The organism is Streptomyces bathyalis, assembly GCF_015910445.1.
GTDB classification, from domain to species: domain Bacteria; phylum Actinomycetota; class Actinomycetes; order Streptomycetales; family Streptomycetaceae; genus Streptomyces; species Streptomyces bathyalis.
Genome location: NZ_CP048882.1, coordinates 3,879,229 through 3,903,324, shown reverse-complemented (window position 1 = coordinate 3,903,324; position 24,096 = coordinate 3,879,229). Strand labels below are relative to the sequence as shown.

20 protein-coding genes are annotated in these 24,096 nt (G+C 71.1%); 7 read left to right on the top strand and 13 right to left on the bottom strand.

The features are described from left to right. Positions 1-187: 187 nt before the first annotated feature. Entirely contained in the window at positions 188-1,003 is an 816-nt protein-coding gene (locus tag G4Z16_RS16985; protein WP_197351615.1) for a FadR/GntR family transcriptional regulator, read from the bottom strand. Positions 1,004-1,196: 193 nt separating this feature from the next. On the opposite strand from G4Z16_RS16985, the gene G4Z16_RS16980 reads away from it, so the two are divergent. From G4Z16_RS16980 to G4Z16_RS16960, 5 genes are all read left to right on the top strand, one after another. Further along, positions 1,197-2,717: an MFS transporter gene (locus tag G4Z16_RS16980; RefSeq protein ID WP_197351614.1), complete on the top strand. Its 1,521-nt coding sequence runs from the start codon at positions 1,197-1,199 to the stop codon at positions 2,715-2,717. Beyond that, positions 2,714-3,706 carry a dihydrodipicolinate synthase family protein gene (locus G4Z16_RS16975; protein ID WP_197351613.1) on the top strand — a complete coding sequence of 331 codons (993 nt, stop codon included), beginning with the start codon at positions 2,714-2,716 and terminating at the stop codon, positions 3,704-3,706. The genes G4Z16_RS16980 and G4Z16_RS16975 overlap by 4 nt, the downstream gene beginning before the upstream one ends. A gap of 204 nt (positions 3,707-3,910) precedes the next feature. Then, on the top strand, positions 3,911-5,905 hold the full coding sequence (locus tag G4Z16_RS16970; RefSeq protein WP_197351612.1) for an LTA synthase family protein: 1,995 nt from the start codon (positions 3,911-3,913) through the stop codon (positions 5,903-5,905). 272 nt (positions 5,906-6,177) lie between these two features. Continuing rightward, positions 6,178-7,911, top strand: a complete 1,734-nt coding sequence (locus G4Z16_RS16965; protein ID WP_197351611.1) for a class I adenylate-forming enzyme family protein — start codon at positions 6,178-6,180, stop codon at positions 7,909-7,911. Positions 7,912-8,039: 128 nt separating this feature from the next. Then, on the top strand, positions 8,040-8,978 hold the full coding sequence (locus G4Z16_RS16960) for an alpha/beta fold hydrolase (protein WP_197351610.1): 939 nt from the start codon (positions 8,040-8,042) through the stop codon (positions 8,976-8,978). Here G4Z16_RS16960 and G4Z16_RS16955 read toward each other — a convergent pair. From G4Z16_RS16955 to G4Z16_RS16915, 9 genes are all read right to left on the bottom strand, one after another. Further along, entirely contained in the window at positions 8,972-9,586 is a 615-nt protein-coding gene (locus G4Z16_RS16955; RefSeq protein WP_197351609.1) for a GTP-binding protein, read from the bottom strand. The two genes, G4Z16_RS16960 and G4Z16_RS16955, sit on opposite strands and share 7 nt — an antisense overlap. Beyond that, positions 9,567-10,016 (bottom strand): DUF742 domain-containing protein, encoded by a 450-nt coding sequence (locus tag G4Z16_RS16950; RefSeq protein ID WP_197351608.1) that lies wholly within the window; start codon positions 10,014-10,016, stop codon positions 9,567-9,569. Before G4Z16_RS16950 ends, G4Z16_RS16955 begins: the two co-directional genes overlap by 20 nt. A 10-nt stretch (positions 10,017-10,026) precedes the next feature. Continuing rightward, positions 10,027-10,458: a roadblock/LC7 domain-containing protein gene (locus G4Z16_RS16945; RefSeq protein ID WP_197351607.1), complete on the bottom strand. Its 432-nt coding sequence runs from the start codon at positions 10,456-10,458 to the stop codon at positions 10,027-10,029. Continuing rightward, positions 10,458-13,394, bottom strand: a complete 2,937-nt coding sequence (locus G4Z16_RS16940; protein ID WP_197351606.1) for a sensor histidine kinase — start codon at positions 13,392-13,394, stop codon at positions 10,458-10,460. The genes G4Z16_RS16945 and G4Z16_RS16940 overlap by 1 nt, the downstream gene beginning before the upstream one ends. 105 nt (positions 13,395-13,499) lie before the next feature. Then, positions 13,500-14,297 (bottom strand): MHYT domain-containing protein, encoded by a 798-nt coding sequence (locus G4Z16_RS16935; RefSeq protein WP_425508085.1) that lies wholly within the window; start codon positions 14,295-14,297, stop codon positions 13,500-13,502. Between the two features lie 584 nt (positions 14,298-14,881). Further along, positions 14,882-15,853, bottom strand: coding sequence for a DUF3048 domain-containing protein (locus G4Z16_RS16930; protein ID WP_197351605.1), 972 nt, complete (start codon positions 15,851-15,853; stop codon positions 14,882-14,884). Positions 15,854-16,120: 267 nt separating this feature from the next. Further along, positions 16,121-16,603, bottom strand: a complete 483-nt coding sequence (locus G4Z16_RS16925; RefSeq protein WP_197351604.1) for a VOC family protein — start codon at positions 16,601-16,603, stop codon at positions 16,121-16,123. Positions 16,604-16,703: 100 nt separating this feature from the next. Further along, on the bottom strand, positions 16,704-17,468 hold the full coding sequence (locus G4Z16_RS16920; RefSeq protein WP_197351603.1) for a flavodoxin family protein: 765 nt from the start codon (positions 17,466-17,468) through the stop codon (positions 16,704-16,706). A gap of 178 nt (positions 17,469-17,646) precedes the next feature. Next, a complete protein-coding gene (locus tag G4Z16_RS16915) occupies positions 17,647-18,990 on the bottom strand; it encodes an NHL repeat-containing protein (protein ID WP_246530900.1) in 1,344 nt (447 codons plus the stop codon). A 424-nt stretch (positions 18,991-19,414) separates the two neighbouring features. Between G4Z16_RS16915 and G4Z16_RS16910 the strand changes: the two genes are divergently transcribed. Beyond that, positions 19,415-20,041, top strand: a complete 627-nt coding sequence (locus tag G4Z16_RS16910; protein ID WP_197351602.1) for a GntR family transcriptional regulator — start codon at positions 19,415-19,417, stop codon at positions 20,039-20,041. Between the two features lie 90 nt (positions 20,042-20,131). Here G4Z16_RS16910 and G4Z16_RS16905 read toward each other — a convergent pair whose 3' ends face one another. Together G4Z16_RS16905 and G4Z16_RS16900 are read right to left on the bottom strand one after the other, a co-directional pair. Then, the gene (locus G4Z16_RS16905; RefSeq protein ID WP_197351601.1) at positions 20,132-20,935 is read right to left on the bottom strand and encodes a carbon-nitrogen hydrolase family protein; all 804 of its coding nucleotides are present in this window, start codon (positions 20,933-20,935) and stop codon (positions 20,132-20,134) included. A gap of 91 nt (positions 20,936-21,026) precedes the next feature. Continuing rightward, on the bottom strand, positions 21,027-22,382 hold the full coding sequence (locus G4Z16_RS16900) for an MFS transporter (RefSeq protein ID WP_197354697.1): 1,356 nt from the start codon (positions 22,380-22,382) through the stop codon (positions 21,027-21,029). Positions 22,383-22,618: 236 nt separating this feature from the next. Between G4Z16_RS16900 and G4Z16_RS16895 the strand changes: the two genes are divergently transcribed. Beyond that, on the top strand, positions 22,619-23,335 hold the full coding sequence (locus G4Z16_RS16895) for a DUF2848 domain-containing protein (protein WP_197351600.1): 717 nt from the start codon (positions 22,619-22,621) through the stop codon (positions 23,333-23,335). 5 nt (positions 23,336-23,340) lie between these two features. Here the strand turns inward: G4Z16_RS16895 and G4Z16_RS16890 are convergent, their stop codons facing one another. Continuing rightward, positions 23,341-24,042 carry a GntR family transcriptional regulator gene (locus tag G4Z16_RS16890; RefSeq protein WP_197354696.1) on the bottom strand — a complete coding sequence of 234 codons (702 nt, stop codon included), beginning with the start codon at positions 24,040-24,042 and terminating at the stop codon, positions 23,341-23,343. Positions 24,043-24,096: the final 54 nt, after the last annotated feature.

Below are 24,096 nucleotides of genomic sequence, written 5' to 3'. Positions count from 1 at the left end.
CCGGCGGGTGGTCGGTCCGCCCCGGCGTGCACCAGCGTAGATCGCGCGGATCATCCGCCTGAAGGCGCCCTCCCGTCCCTTTCGTACAACCCTGTACCACACGGTGAACCGACCGGCGATCGCGGGTACGGCGGGCGGACCGGCGCGGCCGCTCACGCCGAACGGGACGGCACCCGGCGGCAGTTGCTCACTCCCCCGTGGTGGTGACCGGCGGCGTCCGACGGCCCATGCGGTCCCGGATCGGGGCGTAGTGCCTGACGATCGCTCCGCGCAGCAGCGCGCTGTCCGCCGCTCCGATCGCATCCAGGACGGCGACGTGCACGGAGGCCGTCTGAGCCAGGTCCGTCGTGCCGGGCAGCGCGCCGAGGGCGATCGAGTGGACGTCCCAGAAGGCACCGGTGAGCTGGACGGCGAGCGCGTTACCGGTCGCCTGCATCAGCAGCAGGTGGAACTCCCGGTCCTCCGCGAGGAATTCCTCCCCGCGCGCCGCCCGCTCGTGCATCGTCGCGGTCAACTCCCGCATGGCGGACATCACTTCGGGAGTCGTCCGCTCGACGATCACCTCGGCGAGGCTCGTCTCGATCAGCTCGCGCACGTCGATCAGGTCGGCCATGACGTCCTGGTCGTCCTGCGCGTTGAGCATCCCGCGGAAGGCCAGCGACTCGACCATCGCCGTGAGGCCGAGCCGGCCCACGTAGGTGCCGTAGCCGTGCCGCACCTCGACGATGTCGAGCGCCGAGAGCGTCTTCATCGCCTCGCGGATGCGTGACCTGCTCACGGCGAGCTGCTCGCTGAGCTCGTTCTCGGTGGGCATGGGATCGCCGGGCGCGAGCCTGTTGAGGAGGATGTACTCCTTGATCCGGTCCACCACGGACAGCTCCGCCGGGCGGGACCCGCGCAGGTCACGGCCTAGGAGACCGGGCCGTTCACGCGGATCGCGGGAGTCGCGGAGGCGGCGGGGATCGCCGGGGCCGTGCTCCGCGGGAAGCTTCTTCGCCGGCATCCGAGGGCGGACCTCCGAGGTCAGGAGCGACCTTCGCGGTCGCCCGGAGCGTGTGCGTCCTGACATCGGACATCCTATGTCCGCCCCGGCAGGTCCCGGCCGGGGGCCGAGGTGGTCTTGCCGGGCCGGGCGGCACCCTCTAGCGTCAGGACATCAGACATCCGACGTCCGATGTGGGGGGCGAGGGCGGGCCATGACCGACAAGAGCGAGAGCCCGGAACGGCGGACGGCCTGGTACCGGGAGGTGTCCCGCACCCAGTGGCGGTCCTTCACCGCCGCCTGGCTCGGCTATCTGCTCGACGGCTTCGACTTCGTGATCATCACCCTCGTACTGACCGAGGTGACCGACGAGTTCGGCCTCTCACCCGTGACGGCCGCGGCGCTGGTCTCCGCAGCGTTCATCTCCCGGTGGTTCGGCGGCCTCGCGCTCGGCGCGTTCGCCGACCGCTTCGGACGCAGGAACGCCATGGTCGTCAGCATCGTCCTGTTCTCCGCCGGGTCGGCGCTGTGCGCGCTGGCCCCCGCCTACTGGGTGCTCTTCGCGGCCCGGCTGCTGATCGGGCTGGGCATGGCAGGCGAGTACGGATCGAGCTCGACGTACGTCATCGAGTCGTGGCCGGAGCACCTGCGCAACAAGGCCTCCGGCTTTCTGATCAGCGGGTTCTCCATCGGGGCCGCGCTGTGCGCCCAGGCCTACCGCTTCATCGTGCCCGAGTGGGGCTGGCGGGCCCTGTTCGCCGTCGGGCTCGTGCCGATCGTGGTCGCGCTGTGGTTGCGCCGCGCCCTGCCCGAGTCCGGCGACTGGGAGCGGGCGCGTGACGCGCACAAGGCGGGAGCGCGGGGAACGCCCGACATGTTCCGCACGCTCTACCGGGGTGCGCGCGCCCGCGTCAACGCCGCCAACACGGTGCTGACGCTCGTCGCCTTCGGCGCTCTGCTGCTCGTATTCGCCGGAATCGTCCAGGGCGCGCTGCCCGTGACGGGCCTCGCCGTCGTGGTCACCGCGGTCTTCGTCTGCTTCATGGCGCAGTTCTCGGGCCGCAGGTGGCCGACGGGAGTCACGCTGATGATCGTCGTCTTCACGGCGTTCCTGTACTCGTGGCCCATCCAGGCCCTGCTGCCGACGTATCTCAAGTCGGACCTGGGTCTCGACGCCGGGCACGTCGCCGACCTGCTGTTCTTCTCCGGCTTCGGCGCGGCCGCCGGCTGCGTGCTCGGCGGCTTCCTGGGCGACCGCTTCGGCACGCGCAGGGCTTACTGGACGAGCCTCGTCGTCTCGCAGGTCCTCGTCTTCCCGGTCTTCCTCGCCGGGGGCGGGTCGCTGTTCCTGCTCGGGGCGCTCCTCTTCCTCCAGCAGGTCTTCGGTCAGGGCATCTCGGGTCTGCTGCCCAAGTGGATCGGCGGCTACTTCGCGGTGGAGCAGCGGGCGGCGGGCCTCGGCTTCGCGTACAACGTGGGTGCTCTGGGCGGTGCGGTGGCTCCCGTGCTCGGTGCGGGACTGGCGCAGACGATGCCGCTCGGCACGGCGCTGGCGGTGCTCTCCTTCGCACTGACGGCCGTCGTGATCGTCCTCGTTGCGGTGAACGCACCGCTCCGCGCGCAGCGAGCGCTCGCGCCCGCGCACGTGTGGGAGACGGACGCCCTCGATGTCATTCCACGCGCTCCGGCGCCGGTGGCAGCTGCCGACGCCGGCCGGGAAGGCATGACCACATGACGACCTCCGCGAACCCCGGCTCGACCGGCACAGGCCCCGCGACCCCACGTCCGCCGCTCACGGGCGGCGTCGTGCCACCCCTGGTCACCCCGCTCACCACGGACCGAACGCTGGACGTCCCCTCGTTCGAGCGGCTGATCGGCCGGCTCCTCGCGGCCGGGGTCGACGGGCTGTTCGTGCTCGGCTCGACGGGTGAAGCGGCGTTCTGCACCGACGAGTTGCGGGCCCGGGTCATCAGGGAGGCCGTGCGTGCCGCGGCGGGCCGGGTGCCGGTCCTCGCGGGCGTGATCGACACCCAGACGGGCCGGGTCCTGCGGCAGCTCGACGCCGCTCAGGAGGCGGGTGCGGACGCGGTGGTCGCGACCGCGCCGTTCTACGCCGTCACCCACACCCCGCAGATCAGGCGCCACTTCGAGATCCTCGGCGAGCGGGCGGACGTCCCGGTCTACGCGTACGACATCCCGCTCTGCGTGCACACGAAGCTCGACCCGGACATGCTCGTCGAGCTCGGGCTGGGAGGGGTGCTCGCCGGGGTGAAGGACTCATCCGGCGACGACATCTCCTTCCGGCGGCTCGCGCTGCGCAACCGCGCCGAGGGCGGCCCGCTCACCCTCTTCACGGGGCACGAGGTAGTCGTCGACGGGGCGTACCTCGCGGGCGCGGAGGGCGTCGTGCCCGGCCTGGCGAACGTCGATCCGGACGGGTACGTACGCATGCACGCGGCCTTCCGCCGGGGCGACTGGGCGGCGGTGCGCACCGAACAGGACCGGCTGGCGGCCCTCATGGAGATCACCCGCACCGCCTCGTCCGTCACGGGTTGGGGCGCGGGCGTCGGTGCGTTCAAGACCGCGCTGATGCTGCAGGGCGTCATCGCGCACAACCAGCTCCCCGAGCCCTTCGAGGCGCTCGACGGCGACGACGTGGAGGCCGTCAAGGCGATCCTCGGCACGGCGGGCCTGCTCCCACCGTCTCTCCCTCCGCTTCCCTGACAGCGTTCTTCCCGTTCTTCCCGATCTTCCCCCCGCTTCCGTGACCGTGCGAACACACCTCCGCACGACCGGTGTCACTTGTCTATCGTGCTGGCAAAACCCTGCTGCCAGGGCACCGTCCACGTCGTACGCTTCCGGCGCGGCCGGTCCGTGATCACTGGTCCGCCGTGACACCACCGCGCCAGGCACGGAAGGACCCTCGGGTTGTCGCTCTTCACGCGTTCGCTTCGGCAGCAGCGGAACAAGGACAAGGAAGATACGGAGAAGGGCGTGAACCCTGAGGCCGGAACCGGCTCCGCCGCGGCCGCGACCACGGACGGGACCACGAGCGGGACGACCACGGACGGGACCGGGACCGGGACCAACAGCACGGACGCGGACGCCGCCGAATCCACGGGCTGCGCGGATGCGCCCGAATCCACGGACGCCGCGGATGCGCCCGGCGCCGATGACGCCTCGCCCGGCGCGGACGCCCCGGACGCCTCCGCCGGTGACGGCGGCGACGGCAGCGCCGGTGCCGGCAGCGGCGGCGGCTGGCGCGGACGGCACCCCGCCGCGGCCCGCGCCGTCTCCGTCACGACCACCGTCCTGGCGGCCGCCCTCGTGCTCGCCGCGCTCCTCCTGCCGAACGCGCTCATGCGGCTCACGCCCAGCGCCTTCGCGCGAATACCCGTGGAGGGGATATTCGGCGCGGTCGTGCTGCTGGTCCTGCCGCCACGGGTCAGACGGTGGGCAGCCGTCCTCGCGGGGGCCCTGCTGGGCCTGGTGACCATCCTGAAGTTCATCGACATGGGCTTCTACGAGGTACTCGCCCGCCCCTTCGACCTCGTCCTCGACTGGATCCTCTTCGACGACGCGAACTCGTTCCTCAAGGACACCCTCGGCCGGACCGGAGCCGTCGTCGCCCTCGTCGGCATCGTGATCCTGGCACTGTCCGTCGTCGTCTTCATGGCGCTGGCTGTGCGGCGGCTGAGCCGCATAATGTCCCGGCACAGCGTGGCGACGGGCCGCGCGGCTCTCGCGCTCGGGACCGTCTGGATCGTCTGCGCCGTCTTCGGCCTGCAGACGGGCGACCACGTCAACGTCGCCTCCAGGAACACGGCCCTGCTGGTCCAGCACCGCGTGAAGGCGGTCAAGGCCGGCATGGAGGACGAAAAGGCGTTCGCCAAGGAGTCCCGCGTCGACCGCTTCGACGGCACCCCGGGCGACAAGCTCGTGCCCGCCCTGCGCGGCAAGAACGTCATCTTCACCTTCATCGAGAGCTACGGCCGCAGCGCGATCGAGGACCCCGAGATGGCTCCGGGAGTCAACTCCGTACTCGCGGACAGGACCAAGGCGCTGGACGACGCCGGCTTCTCCTCCAAGAGCGGCTGGCTCACCTCACCGATCTCCGGAGCGGGAAGCTGGATGGGCCACTCCACTCTGATGTCGGGCCTGTGGATCGCGAACCAGCAGCGCTACCGCAGCGTCACCTCGAACGACCGCCTCACCATCACCAGGGCGTTCCGCAGGACGGGCGACTACCGCATGGTCGGCATCATGCCGGGCGTGCGCCGCTCGTGGCCCGAGGCGAAGTTCTACGGCATGGACCACGTCTACGACTCCCGCCAACTGGGCTACAAGGGCCCGTACTTCAGCTGGTCGCCCGTGCCCGACCAGTTCAGCCTGAAGGCGTTCGAGCGGCTGGAGCACAGCAAGGCCGACCACAAGCCGCTGATGGCGACGATCATCCTCGCCTCCAGCCACAACCCGTGGTCGCCGCTGCCGACGATGCTGCCCTGGGACGAGCTCGGCGACGGCTCGGTCTACAAGCCCATCCACGACGCCGGCGCACGGCCCACGGAGGTGTGGAAGGACCCGCACCGGGTGCGCGCCCAGTACAGGAAGGCCATCGAGTACTCGGTCCAGAGCCTCACCGAGTACATGGAGAAGTACGCCGACAAGGACACCGTGCTCGTCTTCCTCGGCGACCACCAGCCCGTGCCGACCGTGACGAGCGGCAGCAAGAACAAGGACGTGCCGATCTCCATCGTCGCCAAGGACAAGAAGGTGATGGACAAGATCTCCGGCTGGGGCTGGAACGAGGGTCTGAAGCCGGACCACAAGGCACCGGTCTGGCGGATGGACAAGTTCCGCGACCGCTTCCTGACCGCGTACGGGTCGGAGCCCGAGTCCAGCTCCAAGTCCGGGTCCGAGTAGGGGGATTGCGGCCTGGGCCCCGGGCGGCCCGTTGACCTGCCGCGAACCCTTCGTCCACAGTGGCGGGCATTCCGGCCCGGGCGGTACGCCGTCCGGACCGACGGCTCCGTGTGCGAGGAGGTTGTGGACGTGACCCCGACGACCCGCCGGCACCCCGCGATTCCGGACGCGGCCGGGCATGCGTGCCCGGGACACCGTCACGCCCGTGCCCTCCGCCGCCTCGCTCCCGACGCACTCGCCGGCGCCGCGCACCCCGTACGGACGGCGGAAGGATGAGCGCCTACGCGGAGCGCCGGTGGCTCGGTCTGTACACGGAGGGCACTCCGTCCGGCATCGTCCCCGAACACGGCACGCTGCTGGAGATGTTCCGCGCGTCCCTCGAACGCGGCCCCGGCACCGAGGCGATCCGCTACTTCGACGGCGTACTCACGCTGGCCGACCTGGACGAGGCATCCGACGCGCTCGCCCTGGCACTCGCGGACCGCGGCTTCGCGCGCGGCGACCGGCTCGCGGTGTACGTGCAGAACAACCCCGCCTTCGTCGTCGGCCTGCTCGCGGCGTGGAAAGCGGGTGGCAGCGCCGTTGCCGTCAACCCGATGAACAAGGCACGCGAAGTGACGTATCTGCTCGCGGACTCCGGTGCGACGGCGCTGCTCTGCCTGGACGAGCTCCACGAGAGCGTGACCGCCGGGGTGGTCGCCTCGGGGGACACGCGCGTCGGCACCGTCGTCACGTGCTCGGCGCGGGACTGGCAGACCCGCGACGACCCCCGGCTGTTCGCGTCCCCGGACGGGCGCGCGGCAGCGGACGCGGCCCGTGACGCGGGCACGCTCGATCTGCTCACCCTCGTCGAGGAGAACGCGGGACGCACGCCCGAGCCGCACCCGCCCGAGCCGGACGACGTCGCCGTGCTCACCTACACCTCCGGTACGACGGGTGTGCCGAAGGGCGCGATGAACACACACGCAGGGATGGTCTTCAACACCTGCACCTACCGGGACTGGATGGGCCTGACCTCGGCGGACAGCGTGCTCGGCGTCGCCCCGCTCTTCCACATCACCGGCCTGATCGGTCATCTCACGCTCGCGCTGCTGCTGCCGTGCCCGCTGGTGCTGGCCCACCGCTTCCACCCGGAGGTGATGCTCGACGCGCTGCGCGAGCACAGGCCGACCTTCACCGTCGGCGCCATCACCGTGTTCATCAGCCTCTCCACGACGCCCGGTGCCCGGCGGGAGGACTTCTCGTCGCTGCGCGTCGTGTACTCGGGAGGAGCGCCCGTCGCTCCCGCGGTCACGGCCCGGCTGCGGGAGGCCACCGGGATGTTCGTCCACAACTGCTACGGACTGACGGAGACCAACTCGCCGTCCCACATGGTCCCGTTGTACGCGGACGCGCCCGTCGACCCCGCGTCCGGGGCGCTGTCGGTGGGAGTGCCGGTCTTCGACACCTTCGTGCGCATCGTGGACGACGACGGCCGCGAGGTCCCGGTCGGGGACGCGGGGGAGATCGCCACGTCCGGCCCGCAGGTCGTCCCGGGCTACTGGGGCAAGCCCGAGGCGACCGCCGAGTCGCTGCCGGGCGGCGAACTGCGCACCGGCGACGTCGGGTTCATGGACGAGCAGGGCTGGTTCTACCTCGTCGACCGCAAGAAGGACATGATCAACGCGGCGGGCTACAAGGTGTGGCCACGCGAGGTGGAGGACGTCCTCTACGGGCACCCCGCCGTGCGCGAAGCGGCAGTCGTCGGCGTCCCGGACGAATACCGCGGCGAGACGGTGAAGGCCTTCGTCTCCCTCAACTCCCCCGACGGGCAAGGCGCGGAGGGGGCCGGGGGAGGGGAACCCGTCACGGAGGACGCCCTGATCGCCTACTGCAAGGAGCGGATGGCGGCGTACAAGTACCCCAGGTCGGTCGTCTTCCTCGACGACCTGCCGAAGACGTCCACGGGCAAGATCCTCCGGCGCCAACTGCGCGCGGGCACACGGGAGAACGACCAGCCCGCCTGAGAAGCGCCGCTTCTGCGGCTGCCCGACGCTCCTCAGGCTGCTCGGCTCTGTCGGAGCGCGACCGAGCCGTGCTAGTTTTTTGGTCATTCGCCCAAGGCGAATGCCCAGTCCAGGACGGAGGGCTTCACATGCCCCGTGGCTACGAGCGATTCGCATCCCGCCGACGTGCCGAACTCGATGCCGCCGGCACCCTGCTCACCACGCGCGCCGGAACCGTCGAATACGCCGAACTCGGCCCGGCCACGGGCCTGCCGGTCCTGTTCTTCCCCGGCGGCCACGCCGGCCACGACCAGACACAGCTCCTCTCCCGCATCGCCGCGTCGGGGTGCCGGGTCATCGGATGGTCCCGGCCGGGATATCTGCGCACGCCCCTGACCACGGGTAGCAGCTTCGCCGCACAGGCCGACGCCGCAGCCGCGCTGCTCGACGAACTCGCCGTCCCAGGTGCGGTCGCATACGGGATCAGCGGAGGCGGACCCATGGCCATCGAGTTCGCACGCCGGCATCCCATGATGGCGCGGGGCCTCGTGCTGGAGTCGGCGGTGAGCAGGCGCTACGCACCGAAGATCTCGCCGCTCGCCAGGGCGCTGTTCCTCACGCCTCGCGGCACCTGGCTGACCACCCGGTTCGCGCATCGCCTGCCACGGACCTACACGGCCGGCTTCGTCCGCCAGGAGTCGACACTCGACCGCCGGAGCAGGCGACAGGTCGTCGACTGGATACTCGCCGACAGCAGGCGCCGTGCGATTCTGCGGGCCGTCACGGACCTCATCACTCCGTACGAGGACCGTGCCGCGGGTTCGCGGAACGACCTGCGCCGGTGGGCCGCGCTCGACGACTCACTCACCGCCGGCGTCCGCTGCCCCACTCTGGTGCTGCACGGCAGCCACGATGGGGACGTCGATCCCGCGCACGCGCACCACTCCGCCTCCACTATCCCGGGCGCGCGCCTGCACATGGTCGAAGAGGGCTGGCATCTGCTGCCGCTCTCGATGGGCGGCGAGTCGGCGTACGAAGCCACGTGCTCCTTCCTCGGCATCGGCGCCGCGGACCGGCCGGATCAGTGAGCGCCGTTGCTGAGGCCGCGCATGTAGGTGCGGCGGGCGTGCTCCACGAGGGCGATCAGCACCTCCTTGGCCGATTCCCGCTCCCGGGCGTCGCACAGCACGACGGGTGTCTCCGGGTCCAGGTCGAGAGCGTCACGTACGTCCTGGGACGCGTAAGTGTGCGCTCCCGTGAAGCAGTTGACGGCGACCACGAAGGGCAGACCCCGGCGCTCGAAGTAGTCGACGGCCGGGAAGCAGTCCTGGAGACGACGGGTGTCCGCGAGGACCGCCGCTCCGAGCGCCCCGTTGGCCAACTCGTCCCACAGGAACCAGAACCGGTCCTGGCCGGGGGTGCCGAATAGGTACAGCGACAGGGTGTCCTCGAAGGTGATGCGCCCGAAGTCCATGGCGACCGTCGTGGTCGTCTTGGCCTCGACGCCGCCGAGGTCGTCGATGGGCCGACCGGCCTCGGTGAGGCGTTCCTCGGTGCGCAGCGGGCGGATCTCGCTGACCGCGCCGACGAAGGTCGTCTTGCCCACGCCGAAGCCGCCGGCCACGAGGATCTTCAACGACACGAACGAGCCGCCGACCCGGTCGGGCCTTCGCTCTTCAGAGTGCACGGAGTCCATTGATCACTTCCCTGAGAATGCGCTCATCGGGCAACTGGGCCGGTGCCAACGGCCTTCCGACGCTGATGTGGCCGGCGTCCAGCAGGTCGCCGAGGAGCACGCGCACGACGCCGACCGGAAGGTCCGAGTCGGCCGCGACGTCGGCGACGGACCGCGAGGCGACTCGGCACAGCGAGACGATCGCGGCGTGCTCGGGCGACGGGAAGGGCGGCGCGTCCTCGGGGGGCTCCGCGGCGTGGATGATCGCGATCAGGTCGAACGACTCACTGGTGGGACGCGCTCGGCCCGCCGTCATCGCGAACAGGCGGACGAGCGGCCCCGCTTCGTCGTCGAACCACTCCGGGTGCTCCGGCGGTGCCTCCGGTTGCGGTCCGAGCGGCGCGACATCGTGCGAACCGTCGTCGAACCAGTTCCTGTGGGAGTCGGTCATGGCGGTCCGGTCACTCCTGCGCGGCTGTGGCGGGCAGCGATCCGTCGGAGCGTGTCGGCACCCCGAGGTGCTCGGCCACACGCCTCACCAGGCGGGCCATCTCGTAGGCGACCAGGCCCACATCGGCGTCGGCGTCCGTGAACAGGGAGAGGCACGACCCCTCGCCCGCCGCGGCGACGAAGAGGAACCCGCCTTCCAGTTCGACCATCGTCTGCACCACGTGACCTGCCTGGAAGTGACGGCCGACCCCCTTGGCCAGGCTGTGGAAGCCCGAGGCGATGGCGGCGAACCGCTCGCCCTCGTCCCGTGAGAGTTCGGCGGACGCCCCGATGGCCAGGCCGTCGCCAGAGAGGACCACCGCATGTCTGACCTGCGGCACCTGGGAGACCAACTCATCGAGCAGCCAGTTGAGTTCGCCGGTTGTTTCCATCGTCCCGGACATCAGGCGTCGTCTCCTTGTGACGGTGTCTCGGCTGTCTCCCCCGTCTCGGACCTTCCGGCGCTCTCGCCGGGGTGGCGCGGCACGGACGGCGGCCGCTCCTCACCGGCCGCGTTCCCGTCCGCGTGTCCGTCCGCGTGTCCGTCCGTGTGTCCGGCCCCGGGTCTGCCCCAGTGGCCGTCCGCGTCGCCGCCCGCGGGTCCGTCGGCGCCTGCGGGCCGCGCGTGTTCACCGGCGCGGCCTCCGCTGAGCCATCCGCTGCGCAGGGCCGACATGGTGGCGCGGGCCCGGTCCGGCGTCCGCTGAGCGGCGGGAGCCGGCGGTGCCGCGGCCGCCGGGTCGTGCGGCGAGGCGGCCGGGGGGCCGGGCGGTGCGTCGCGCAGCTGCGGGGCGAGGCTCGCCTGCCGCACCCGGCGCGGCAGCGGCGCGGGCTCCCCGGGTTGGGACGGTGTCCGCGGACCGGCTTCGGACGGTGCCTGCGGCGCGGCAGGGTGAGCCCGCGCCGTGGGGTGGTCGGGCGCCGTTGGGCCGTCCGTCGCGGTGGAGTGGTCGGGCGCCGTGGGGTGGTCCGTCGCCATGGGCCACTTCGGCTCCGTGGGCCGCTCGGGCTCGGGGCGCTGGTCCGGCCGGACGGGCCGGTCCGGCTCGGCGACGGGCAGCGGACCCGGAGGCGCCGATGACGCCCTGCCGGATCCCAGGACGGTGCGCACCGGGGCGACGCCCGCGTCCGCGTTGTGGGAGTGCCCCGCCCCGACCCGGTCGCGGGCCCTGTGCGCCGCGGTCCGCCGGGCCTGCAGTACGGGGAACTCCCCCGTCGGCGGCTGGTGTTCGGGCATGCTTCCGTCGGCCGCACCGGGCTGCCCCGCCGAGCCCTCCCTCTCCAGCAGCTCCTCGGGGATGAGCACGACGGCCGTGACGCCGCCGTACGCCGAACGCTGCAAGGAGACCTGGATGTTGCGGCGGTGAGCGAGCCGGTTGACCACGAACAGGCCGAGGCGGTCCGTGTCGAGCAGGTCGACCTGGGAGGCGTCCGCGATCTTGCTGTTGGCGTCCTCGAGGGACTCGCGGCTCATGCCCAGGCCCCGGTCCTCGATCTCCAACGCGAGGCCGGTGCCCACGCGTTCGCCGCGCACCCGCACCTTGGTGTGGGGAGGCGAGAAGACCACGGCGTTCTCGACGAGTTCGGCGACGAGGTGCGTGAGGTCGGCGACGGCCGAACCGGACACGCGGACCGACTCCGGCACCCGTACCTCGACGCGGGTGAAGTCCTCGACCTCGGCCACTGCCGCCCGCACGATGTCGAGCATCGGCACGGGCCTGCGCCAGCCGCGCACGGGCGCGGCACCGGAGAGGATGATCAGACTCTCGGCGTGGCGGCGCATGCGGGTCGTGAGGTGGTCGAGCCGGAAGAGGTCCTCCAGCTCGGCCGGATCGTCGACCCGGCGCTCCATGCTGTCGAGCAGGCTGAGCTGCCGGTGCAGCAGCACCTGGCTGCGGCGCGCCAGCTTCACGTAGACACCGGAGATCCCGCTGAGCACCTCGGCACGCTCCGCCGCGGCTTTGATCGCGGCCCGGTGCACCGCGTTCAGCGCGGCGCCGACCTGCCCGATCTCGTCCTCGCCGCGGCGCTGGACGGGGGCCTCGGCATCGATGTCCACGTCCTCGCCGGAGTGCAGCCGCCGCAGCGACTGGGGGAGTTTGTGTCCCGCCATCTCCAGAGCGGAGTTGCGCATTCCGACGAGCTCGACGACGAGCCCGCGGCCGATCTGCATCGAGATCAGCAGCGAGAGCAGCACACCCGCCAGGCCGAGGACGACCGCCACACCCGAGCTGCCGATGACGTCGAAGGAGAACGGATCGGCCTTGCCGGCCGCGGTCGTGCTCGCCTTGCGCTCCGCCCCCCGCAGATCCCGCAGGACGGATCCGGCGGCCTCGTCCCATGACACGGCGGAGACTCCGGATGCCACGCTGCCCGCTCCCGCCTCCTCCAACTCCCGTTCCATGGCGGTCAGTTGCTTGTACTGGTCGCTGCCGGCGGCGGCGCGGAAGGCGGGACGGTCGGCGGGCCGCAGATCCTCGACGGCGGACTTGAACAGAGTCCTGTGGGCGGCGACGGAACCCGTGAAGAGGCGGTAGCCCTCCTTGGTCATCTGCTTCCCGGCGAGTGCGGCGCCGACGACGGCGTCCTCGCGGGCGATCATCTCCCGGGCGCGGGAGAGTTCCTGGACGACGCGTGCCTCGGAGGCGACCGCCTCCTCCTCGTCCTGTCCCGGCCCTGAGGGATTCACGCCGGTCAGCGCGCCGCCCACGGCGAACCCTCGCTCGATGGTCTCCGAGTACGCGGTGTAGGCGTCCTCCCAGCCGGTCTTCTCCGAGGTCACGCGCTTGCGCAGGGCCGGCAGCTTCTTCGACGCATCGGTCAGCCGGTCCGCCCTCGCGGGGAGTTCGGACTGGAGCGCGGCGGTGTCGGTACTGCTTGCGTTGATGCCGCGCCGGAGACTTGCGGCGGCGGAATCGGTGGACTTGGCCCGTGTGTTGAGGACGCCGAGCCGCGCGGAGTCAGGCTTCGCCAGAAAGCGGGCCGCGGCGCTCCGCTCGGCCTGGACCGCGGTGATGTAGTCGCTCGTGGGGGCGAGGAGGCTGGCGCTGACCTCCTTGAACCGGGAGATGTCGGAGACGCTCTGCGCCGTCGTGACCGTCGCGAAGCCCCACAGCGCCATCAGCGAGACGACGGGGACCATCAGCAGCGAAACGATCTTCGCTCGTACGGACTTGGGACGCAGCCGTCCCGGAACCGGAGACCACGGGCGGCCGGGACGCGATGCCTGCGGCTCGCGGAATGCGTGCTTCGGTCCGCTCTGCGCAGGCGGTGGCAGCTGCGGCGGGCTCTCATCATCGTGGCGGCCCTCGACCAGGACCGGCGCGCGGGTTGGACGCATGACTTCCTCGATAGGGAGTGACGAAGGGGCGGGCGCCTGGTCAGGGCGTTGGTATCTCGGTGCTGGCAGGAAGGGCAGTCAAGGGACTTCGCGGGCCGGGGCGCGTCAGGGCGCCATCTCGACTCCGTGCGCCTCCACGTCGTGCAGGCGTTGTACGGCCGACTCGGATTCCCGGCGCTGCTGCGCGGTGGGCGACAGCGCGACGAACGCGGAGGTGAGGAAGAGGAAGGAGCCGAGGACCACCGTGAGCGGGAAGATGAACTCCGTGGCGGTGGCGCCGGAGAGCACCGCCCGGCCCGGCGAGAGCTGGATGCTCACGGCGGCCATGCCGGTGTAGTGCATGCTGCTGACGGCCAGCCCCATGACGAGGGAGGCGGCGGTGGCGCCGGCGGCGCCGTGCACGGTGAGCGCCGCCCACAGGCCGGCGGTCGCGGCGGCCACCGCGATCAGCACGGAAAGGCCCACCAGCACCGGGTCGTAGTCGACGCCGCCGTGGAGACGCAGCGCTGCCATACCGATGTAGTGCATGGCAGCGACACCGACGCCGGTGCCGAGCCCGCCCATCAGCAGGTAGCTGACGCGTGAGCTGCCCTGCCCGACGGTGAAGACTCCGGCTCCCACGACGAGGACGGCGACGAGGAGGCTGAGCACGGTGAGGGGTACGTCGTAGCGGATCGCCGAGCCCGAGACCCCGAAGCCGAGCATCGCCACGAAGTGCATGGTCCAGATGCCCGAGCCGATGGCGAGGGCGGCGGTCAGCAGCCAGTTGCGGCGTGAGCCGGGCGTCGAAGCGGCGAGTGCCCGGACGGTACAGCGCAGGCCGAGCGCCGAACCGACGCACGCCATCACATAGGACAGGACGGGCGTCAGCCATCCGTAAGTGAAGTGATGCATCTGTTCCACAAAGGTCCCCTTCGCGACTGCTGCTCTGGGGCGTCGGACGCTAACACAGGAAATTCACACTCGGCAGAATTCCTTCCGCATTCAACAGCTCACAGGCACGGATACTCGCTGGTATACCTCTGGTAACGATGCCCACGTCAGAGGCCCCGTCAGGGGGTGCCGAGCCGTGCACGGAATTACGAACTCCCCCCGCACGGAGGCGAGTTGGGACGGCGGCCGAATTCTCCACCCGGCCCTGCCATGTGAATGTGACGGGCAATCAGGAAATCGCTGAAATCAACTGCGCTTCACAGGATTCCAATTCAGACATTACGGTCAAGGAGGAACCCGGACAGAACGCCGTCCTCGGCGCCCAGTCGTAGCACCACAAATACGCCTTCGGAACCATTCGGGCGCTGACGCCCGCAAGCCCGGACTGGCGCCTTGTGCACCAAATGGTCCCTACGTCTCTTCCGTTCTTCCTCGTTCCCGCCGGCCCGCCCGCGAATCGGGCGGCTACGCCGACCCGATGCCGGACACCCGCAGGATCGCGCGGTCCAACCACCGGTCGCTCAGCACACGTCGGAGCATCAGCAGCCCCGTGCTCAGCCGGCCGGCGCCAGCACCACCCACACCTGACCGCGCGCGAAGGCGAGCCGCTTCCCGTCTGCGTCGGTGAACGTCGTGCCGTCCGTCGCCGACGGACGCTTCCAGCGGGCCTCGTGCTCCTTGCCGTCCCGCAGCACCAGCGCCCGTCCCTCGCCCACCGTCTCGTTGAACGGCGTGATGTTGCCGCCCTTGTCGCCGAGCTCGGAATCGCGGATCTTCACGTACTGCACCACCACGGTGGACGCCTCCAGCCGCCCGTCATCGGTCGTGCGGGCCGGGGAGCCGTCGAACGAGACGAGCCAGCGTTTCTTGTCCGCCGACCAGTCGAAGGTGTAGCGCGCGGACGGGAAGCGGACGGTGCGCCCCGAGGTCTTCTCGCCGCCCTTGGGCGCGGAGCCGAACCGGAAGCCGATGTCCTTGGGCGCCCCCACGTCGGAGGCGGCGTCCGAGTCGAGGGCACGGCTTGGGCGCAGAAAGAGGTTGTGCGGCGCGGGCCGGCCGCCCTTCCGCACGTACGCCTCGCGGACACGGCCGGGGAACAGCGCGGCCAGCGGCGCGGACTCGATCTTGGAGCGGAGCTTGGACTGGACGCCCGAGTAGGCGAGCCCCGGGTGGTCGTACTGGCGCAGCAGCTCCAGGTCGGACTCGCGGGCGCTGCGCACGGGCCCGACGATCGACGGCAGCCGGGAGGCGAAGACGGCCATTATCCGGGTGAGGCCCGCCTCGACCTGCTCGATGTAGACGATGTCGGCCTTCTGCAGGCCGGTGTGCGGCCGGGCGGCCTCCACGTTGTCGATCTTCACGGCGAGCACCTTGTCGCCGACGCCCTCCCGGCCGGTGAACGGCGAACGCTCCGGCTCGTCGCCGCCTCCGCCACCTCCCCCGCCGTTCCCCGAATCACAGGCGGCCCCAAGGAGCGACAGCCCCGCCGTGAGCAGCACCGTGCGCCGCGTCCCCGTCCACTCCATGGCGACCGCCTCCTCCGCGCTTTGGGGGTGAGCTTTCCACGTGATCGGGGCCTGACGGCACATGGCGGACGAGAAATGTCCGTATGGCCGCCGCGGGCAGCCGGGACGGCGGGCCGGGGGCCGCAGCCGGTGGCCGGCCCCGCTCACGTCGGCATTCCCGGACGGGCGGTCGGTGCGGCCGCGCCGCCCGGTCTCTCCCCGGACGTGGGCGGGCCCCGCACACCGGCTGCCGGTGTGCGGGGCCCGCGTGATGTCCGCGGCGTGCGCTCAGCCGCCCGCGTACGCCTTGCGCAACGCCTCGATGTCGAACTTCGTCATCGACAGCATCGCCTCCGTGGTGCGCCTGGCCCTCTCCGGATCGGAGTCCGTCATCAGGTCGACCAGCTCGGACGGATCCACCTGCCAGGCCACCCCGTACTTGTCCCTGAGCCAGCCGCAGGCGACTTCCTGCCCGCCGTCCTCGGTCAGCCTGTCCCAGTAGTAGTCGATCTCGTCCTGGTTCTCGCAGTGGATCTGGAACGAGACGGCCTCGTTGAACTTGAATTCCGGCCCGCCGTTCAGCCCCAGGAACTTCTGGCCGTTGATCTCGAACTCGACGGCCATGACCGAGCCCACGGGGCCCGGACCGGCCTCGGTGTGCCGCATGACCCTTCCGGGCTTGGAGTCCTTGAAGACGGACATGTAGAACTCCGCCGCCTCTTCGGCCTGCCCGTCGAACCACAGGCATGTGGTGAAGCCGTCGGCCGTCATGGTTGCCTCCCGAAGGTGCGTGTCTGTGTCAGTACGGACCGGGCGGGGGCGGGGAATTCATCGCAGGCGGGTGAAGGATGCCGGATGCGCAAGTCGTGGATCACCTGTGCTCGGGGTTCTCGTGGTCGTGACGGCAGCCCGCCTCCCAGCCCGTCCGCTGGTTCCCGTACGCGGGAATGCCGCCGGCGTCCTTCAGCATCCGGGCCATGTGCATCAGGTTCCACGTCATGAAGGTGACGTTGCGATTGGTGAAGCTGTTCTCCGGGCCGCCGGAGCCGGGGTCGAGGTACGAGGGCCCCGGCCCCGCCTCGCCGATCCACCCGGCGTCGGCCTGCGGCGGGATGGTGTAGCCGAGGTGCTGAAGGCTGTAGAGCACGTTCATCGCGCAGTGTTTGACGCCGTCCTCGTTCCCGGTGATGAGGCAGCCGCCGACGCGCCCGTAGTACGAGTACTGGCCACGGTCGTTGAGCAGGCTGGAGCAGGCATAGAGACGCTCGATGACGCGCTTGGTCACCGAGCTGTTGTCGCCGAGCCAGATGGGGCCGGCCAGCACGAGGATGTCGGAGTCCAGGGCCTGCTGGTACAGCTGTGGCCAGGCGTCGCTCTCCCAGCCGTGCTCCGTCATGTCCGGCCACACGCCCGTCGCGATGTCACGGTCGACGGCTCTGACGACGTCCACCTGCACGCCCTGCCCGGTCATGATGGCGGCGCAGCGGTCGATGATTCCCCGCGTGTTGCTTCGTTCCGGGGACCGCTTGAGCGTGCAGTTGAAGATCAACGCACGCAGATCGTCGTAGCGCGCGGGCGGCGGTCCCTGCTCTTGCTGGGCCTGCTCCGGTTCGTGGGGGGCGGCGGACGCGTTCACATGCGCTCCTTCTCGGGACCGGCGGCGGCGTCCGGCGGGCCGCCGCCCGGGCGGGGAGTTGATGCCTCCGGTCGACGGGCCGCGGGCCACCGGACAGGGCACGGGTCACGGCGCCGCCCGCATCAGGCCGTGCGCCGTGACCCCCTTGCTTGCCGGTGTGTGCAGCCGACCCGTCCTGTCAGTGGTGCGCCCGGACGGAGGCGGTGTCCGTGCTGGCCTTGTAGGCGTCGGTACCGGGGAAGGACGCGCGGTAGCCGTTGCGGAGCAGATCACCGTAGAGACGGTCGATCTGCGACTTGCTGCCGCGCACCGTGGCGTCGCACCGGGCCACGCCCTTTCGGTCGGTGACCGCCCGGCACAGCGACCTGCTCTGCGATGTGTTGCTGAACTTGACCGTCCGGCCGGCGAGAGGCTTGCCGTGCGGCCCGGTCAGCTTCGCGGAAAGGCCCCTCACCGTCAGCAGCGGAGGGTGGAACCGGCGTTCGGCGGTGGCGGGCCGTGCCTCGAGCCGGGTGCGGACGGCCTCCTGCCGGGTCACGAGGCCGACGGGCGTCGTCAGCCCCACGAAGGGCACGGTGGTCTGTCCTCCACCGCCCGCGGACACCCGCACGACCCGGTCGTTCCCGAAGTCCGCGACGTACAGGTTGCGTGCACGGTCGAGCGCCAGCCCCTGCGGGCTCGCGAGGCCGTTGGTGGGCACAGTCGTCTGCCCGGAGCCGGCCGTCGGCACCCTCACCACACGGTTGTTGCCCGAGTCCGAGATGAAGAGCCGGTTACCGCGCGGAGCGAGCGCCAGGCCGGTCGGCTGGGAGAGACCGGTGGTGGGAACGGTCGTCTGCCCGCCACCGCCGGTCGGCACCTTCACCACACGGTCGTTGACGAAGTCGGAGATGTAGAGCTCGTTCCGCTTCTCGTCGAGCGCCAGGCCGTCGGGGTGCAGAAGGCCTTCCGTGGGGACGGTCGTCTGCCCGCCGCCCGCCGCCACCTTCACCACGCGGTCGTTGAAGCTGTCGGCGATGTAGAGGTCTCCGGCCTTGCTGAGTGCCAGCCCGAGGGGACGCAGGAGGCCCTCCGTCGGGACCGTCGTCTGCTCGCCGTCGGCGGAGACCTTCACGATCCTGCTGTTGACGGTGTCGGAGATGTAGAGCGCGCCGGTGCGGTCCAGCGCCAGGTAGGTCGGACGGGACAGGCCCGTGGTGGGGACCGTGACCTGCGGACCTTGGGGCAGGAAGAGCCTCTGGATGTCGTTCGCGGCGAAGTCGCTGACGTACAGCGACTCACGGCCCGACCCGGACGGCTTGTCGCTGCCCGGCGCCGGCGACGCGGAGGCGGAGGGAGAGGACGAGGCGGCGAGACCGGCCGTGCACAGCACGGCGACCGCCGCCATGGCTGTCGCGCGGCGCCACGAACGGCCGCGCCGGAGAAGGCGTTCGCGCCACGACTCCCGTTCCGCGCGGGGTGGCGGTGACGGTCGTCGCGAGTACGGATCGCCGCAGTTGCCGGGGAGTGAATAAGGGCTCATCGACACCCACCTGTTCTGGGCCGCAGACATGTGCCGTGGGCCCGAGGGGACAGCGGGCGCCCCCGCGGGTCGCACTTGGGAAGCGAGGGGGCGCCGGTTGACATGACGAGCCGTCATCGCGTCCACGTCCTGAGCGACTCAGGCCGGGCCACGCGGATCGGTCCGTCAGCGGCGACACTAGGAAGCCGCCGCGGCGCCGCGGACTCACCACGCCATGAGCCGCGGGCGTCCACCCGAAGGCGGGCGGGCTGGAGCCGAGCGCGTCGGGGCGGGCTGGACAAAGCGCGCGCAGATGGTGTGTAGTCTGTATACAGGCTGTATGCAAGAAGCTGTGTGCAGCACGACCAACACGGGGGCCGTGGCCGGGCCGGGCGGAGTGCCCCGGGCAGGCCGGGCGCGGACGACGCCGGCGGGGAGGCTGGCTGTGGCATCCGGACGTGAGAAGGCGTACAGGTTTCTCAAGGAGACCGTGCTGACCGATCCCGCCATGCAGGGCGAGTTCCTCTCCGAGCAGATGATCGCCGACCGCGTCGGCATCTCCCGAACCCCCATCCGCGAGGCACTGCTGCTGCTCGCCGCCGAGGAACTCGTCAGTCTCGTCCCGAAGCGCGGGGCCTACATCGCGCCGCTCTCGGGCCGGGAGATCAGCGAACTGATGGAGATGCGCGCCTTGCTGGAACGGTACGCCGCCCGCCGTACGGTCGAGGCGGGCACGGCGCCCGTCGCCGAGATGGACAGGATCCTCGAGGAGCAGGCGCAGCTGCGCGGCAGCGACAAGGCCAAGGAGTTCATCGAGGCCGACCACCGCTTCCACGCGACCCTCATCGCCGCCGCCGGCAACAAGCTGATGGCCAAGCAGTACGAGGCCCTGCGCAGCCGCCAGGTCAGGGCCGGTGTCAGCGCCCTGTACCGCTCACCGGGACGGCAGAGCGAGGTCTGCGTCGAACACCGCCACATCGTCACGGCGTTGGCGGCCGAACGCGCGGACGTCGCGTGCGCGGCCATCGACGACCACATCGCGGCGACGCGGCGCATCCTCACCGAGGGCTGACCCGGACGCGGCGGGCCCGCCCTCGCGGACCCGCCCGGCGTCGCCGGGACCGGCCGGGCCACCGGGACCGGGGCTCCGCCGGCAAGCGGTTCACAGCCGGCGGTTGTCCAGGACGGCCACCGCTCGGCGGACCTTGGCCACTTCGTCCACGTCCACGTCGGACACGATCAACTCGGGTGTCTCCCCGGCCTCTTCGTGCACCCGGCCGTCGGGGCCCACGAGCAGGCTGTGCCCGATGCCCGTCGGCGCCTTCGTCGGCTGACGGATGTCCGCGTCGGGGCCGGGCGGCGCCTGGCCGACCGCGGCCACCCACAGCGTGGCGTCCAGTGCGCGCGCCCTGGTGAGCAGCCGCCAGTGGTCGAGCTTCGCGGGGCCCGCGCCCCACGACGCGGGAAGCACGGAGAGCACGGCACCCTCGTCCGCGTGAGCGCGGAAGAGCTCGGGGAACCGGATGTCGTAGCAGGTGGCCAGGCCGACGCGCACGCCCGCGACGTCGATGGTGACGACCTTGTCCCCGGGAGCGACCGTGTCCGACTCGGAGAAGCCGAACGCGTCGTACAGATGGATCTTGTCGTATGCCGCGTCGACGTCCGGGCCGGTGGCGAGCAGGGTGTTGGTGACACGGCCGTCGGAGGACCCGGTGAACATCCCCGCCACCACGGTGAGTCCGTGACGGCGGGCGACCTCGCGCACGCCCTCCGCCCACGGCCCGTCCAACGGCTCGGCCACCGGTCCCAGCGGGATGCCGAAGCGGGCCATCGCCGCTTCCGGGAAAACGGCCAGCTGGGCGCCCTCCCCGGCCGCCTGCCCGGCCATGGTGTCGATGGTGCGCAGGTTCTCCTCCGGGTCGGTGGACGCGGTGAACTGGCACAGCGCTGTGCGGAGCGTCGTCACTGCATGTCTCCTTTCCGCACGGTCGAGTGGTCGGGTCGAAGGTCCGGCACGGGACTGTCGGGCTTCGAGCGCCGGGACGCCCGGCCCGCGGTCACCGCGATTTCGAGGCGTACGACGAGGAGGCCGCCGGCTCCGCGCCGCCCGCCCCGTGGCCGTGGCCGCCGTCGCCGTTGCTGCCGACCAGCCTCGTGTACTCCTCGTCCTCCGCGTGGTCGGCGTCCCGTCCGAGCAGCACACCCGTCACCGTAAGCACGGCGGTTAGCACGATGTACCCCGCGAGCGGCAGCCATGTGCCGAACTTGCCCAGCAGCGCCGTGAACACGAGCGGAGCGACGGCGCCGCCGATGACCCCCGCCAGCGTGTAGGCGAGCGAGGAACCGGTGTAGCGCAGCCGCGGGCTGAACTGCTCGGCGACGAAGGCGGCCTGCGGGCCGTAGAGCATCGAGTGGATGACGAGCGCGCCGATGACGCCGAGCACGATCAGCAGCCACGAACGCGTCTCCGCCAGCGGGAAGAAGACGAACGGCCAGACGCCCGCCGCGACGGCCGCCCCCAGGTACAGGCGCCGGCGGTTCCAGCGGTCGGAGAGCGCGCCCGCGAGCGGAATGAGGAAGATCTGCAGCCCGGAGCCGATGAGCACCGCGGTGAGTGCCTGGCCGCTCGGCATGCCGAGTTCCTCCGTCACGTACGTCAGGACGAAGACGGTGAACATGGCGTAGAGGACGTCGGGCGCGACCCGGGAGAGGATCGCGGCGACGAGCGGCCTGCGCTGCTGGGCGAAGACCTCACGGACCGGCGCCTCGGGGCGTTCGCCGCCCGCTTCCACCGCCTTGAAGACCGGCGTCTCCTCCAGGTGCGTACGGACCCACAGCCCGAAGACGACCAGCACGCCGGAGAGCAGGAACGCGATGCGCCAGCCGAAGGAGAGGAACTGCTCCTCCGTGAGCATCGCTCCCAGTGCGGCCAGGGCGCCGTTTGCCATGAGGTTGCCGACGGGCGGCCCGACCTGGGCGGCCGAGGCCCAGAACCCTCGCTGCCTCGTGTTGCCGAACTCGCTGGTGAGCAGCACGGCGCCGCCCCATTCGCCGCCGACGCCGACGCCTTGGGCGAAGCGCAGCAGGACCAGCATCGCGGGGGCGACCGGTCCGGCGACGGCGTGGGTGGGCAGGCAGCCGATGAGGAAGGTGGCGACGCCGACGAGGACGAGCGTGGCGACGAGGACGCGCTTGCGCCCGATGACGTCGCCGAGGCGTCCGAAGACGAAGCCGCCGACCGGGCGCGAGACATAGCCGACCGCGTACGTGGAGAAGGCGAGCAGCGTGCCCGTGAGCGGGTCACCGGAGGGGAAGAAGAGCTTGCCGAAGACGAGCGCGGACGCCGCCGAGTAGACGGCGAAGTCGTACCACTCGAGCGAGGTCCCGGTGAGGCTGGCGGTGAACGCCTTCATCAGGTCCTTGCGGTGTGCACGGCTCCCTCCGCCGTCCTCGGCCGGATCGCCCGTGCCGCTGTGCGGATGGGGCTCCTCCGCTGCCGCCTTGTGCGACGTGTTGTGGTCCACGGGGGCTTCCTCACGTTCGGGTTCCTTTCGGGTACGGGGCATACTTGCTGTATACAGCTCGTATGCGCAACCCTCGGGGCGTGGAATTTACCCCTGTGAAACCGAGAACGACCTGGAGGAATCCCATGACCGGCCTGTCCTTCACGCTGCCCGACGGCACCCGGCGCACCGTGACCGTGAAGCGTCTCCTCAACGCCGGCTACGCCGGCCGCAGCCAGGAGGACGTGGCCGCGCACGTGGCTGAGCTCGCCGAACTGGGAGTGCCGGCACCGTCCACGACTCCCGCGCTCTACCCCGTCTCGCCCTACCTCGCGCAGCAGACCGGAACGGTTCTCGCGCAGCACGGTAAGACCTCCGGCGAGGCCGAGTGGGCGCTCGTCGTCGACGACACGGGGGACCTGCTGCTGACGGCGGCCTGCGACCACACCGACCGCGAGCTGGAGACGTACGGCGTGGCCTGGAGCAAGAACGCCGCTCCCGACGTGCTCGCGACGAGCGCATGGCGGCTCGACGACGTCGCCGACCGGATCGACAGCCTCACCCTTCGCGCCTGGGTGAGCGGCACTCCCGAGGACGCGAGCGGCACCGGCACAGGCACCGCGGAGCAGCTGATCCAGGACGGCACCGGCGCCGACCTGCTCACCCCGCACCACTGGGCGGAGGTGCTGCGTGAGCGGGGCGAGCTGGAGCCCGGCACGGTGCTGATCTCCGGGACGATCCCGATGCTCAACGGCGACGGCCAGTTCGCCGGGCACTGGCGCGTGCAGCTCGGCGACCCGGCAACGGGCCGCGAGATCTCCCTGGACTACGACGTGGTGCCCATGCCGGAGCCCATCGGCTGAGCCCGTCACGCGCCTTCGGCGTCCCGGGCTCCCCGGGCGCCCAGGCGTTGGGCGTAGGCGGCGACGATCTGCCTGCGGGAGTCCTCCAGGTACTCCCGCAGCATCCGCTCCGCCCTCGGCGCGTCGCCCGAGCGCAGGGTCCGCAGGATCTCCCGGTTGCGTGCGAGGTAGGGCTCGTGGAGGCGGCGCGGGCTGTCCATGACGTGGAGGGCGAGCCGCAGTTCGGCCAGGACGCTGCCCATCACCTCGTCCGTGCGTGGGCTGCGTGCGAGCGCGACCAGTTCGCGGTGGAAGTGGATGTTCGCAGTCGCCAGGTCCTTCCATCGCCACTCCCGCGCGGCGCTCTGCCCCTCGGCGACGGTCGCGGCGAGCGCGTCCAGCGTGAACGGCGGCCCCGTGCCGGCCAGTTGGTGGACCACCCCGCACTCGATGAGTTTCCGCACGCGGTAGATGTCGAGCACGTCGTCGACGGTCAGGACCCGGACGAAGACGCCCCTGTTGAGCTGGTGTTCCAGCAGCCGTTCATGGGTGAGCAGCCGGAACGACTCCCGCAGCGTGTTGCGCGAGACTCCGAGCGCGCCGCCGATGTCGCCCTCCGAGAGCCGGACCCCCGGCGGGAAGAACCCCTCCGCGATGCGGCTGCGCAGCACGTCCGCGACGCGTTCCGCCGTGCTGGTACGGCTCAGCAGCACGCGGTCGCCCGCCAGTTCCCCGTGCCGGACGGGAACCGCGGGCGTCGCCGCGGGTTCCCCGGGTTCCCC